Raw genomic sequence first — 1,087 nt, 5'->3', positions numbered from 1 at the left:
CACTGGCGATCTCAATGAACGTGAGAAGCGCGTTGCTGAAGGCTCTGATGTGCTGTACGACCCAATTGCCCACGATGATACGCACTTAGCGAAACATGGCTTTAAGTTCAAACCACTCGATAGCCATACTTACATGCAGCTAGATAAGCACACTGGCAATATTAAGCAGAAAGAAGGCCGAGATCGCCCTGACTTCGGTGAGCTGGATAATACTGGTTTAACCAACAAAACGGGCAACTTACAGAACCACCAAACCAGTGTTATAACAGAGGGTTTTGAGAATGTCAGCGACCATAAGCCAGTGCAGTCTACGTTCGAAGTCAGAAGCTTTTCTCAAAAGTTAATTGAAAACGCGTTTACTCAAAATGCCAATGACTTTAAAAATGATGCCGCCTATCTGAAGCCAGGCACGAACCCAGCTAACGCAACGTTTGATGATGTGACCTCTGCTAACCAAGCACGTCTGGGTTTAGAAAACTTAAACCCGAATGAACAAGCATTCGTGAAAGAGAATTTTGCGAGCTTTATTATCGGTAAAGACGCGATCTTCAGCCAGCTAACTAGCGGCTTTATGGAGGAGATGGGCCAACTTCATGCCTCTGATCTTGCTAAGAACCCAACTCATCTACAAGCGCAGCAAATTGCGTTGAGCGAAAAATACGAACAGCTAAGCGATAAAGTAAACGCTGAGTTTAATAAACAATTCGTGGCAAATCTTTAGCCACAGAGCCGTATTTATCTCTGTTCGATATGGAAAACATAGAAAGTTAAAAACACAAAAAGGCCCTCTTCTCGGGCCTTTTTCATGGCGATCATTTGTTCGGCTTTCCTCCACCTTTTCCGCCGCCCTTACCACCACCAGAACCCGCAACCGTGATGTTATCGCTCCATCCACTCCAGAACAAAGAACCATCGCTTTGCTGAATGGTGCCAACACGATAATGCACTTCGCCATTGGCGCTGGAATCTTCAAACGTCATGACCGTTGGGTCGAGAACATCCCAACTGCTTAGGCTTTGCCATCGATTACGTTTTGCATTCCAACTCTCGCGTTCGACTCTAAAGCCTGCAATGGCACCTTGATCCC

General features: G+C 45.9%; 2 pseudogenes. One reads left to right on the top strand and one right to left on the bottom strand.

Going from position 1 to position 1,087, the window contains the following annotated elements:
* A pseudogene (locus R7190_RS25760) lies at nucleotides 1-721 on the top strand (VPA0450 family T3SS effector inositol phosphatase); the annotation flags it as partial.
* 91 nt (nucleotides 722-812) lie between these two features.
* Here R7190_RS25760 and R7190_RS25755 read toward each other — a convergent pair.
* Nucleotides 813-1,087, bottom strand: a pseudogene (locus R7190_RS25755) (serine protease); the annotation flags it as partial.

This window comes from Vibrio sp. 1078-1, assembly GCF_033340475.1.
The sequence above is the reverse complement of the archived record's forward strand: the minus strand, read 5'-3'. Positions and strand labels throughout refer to the sequence as shown.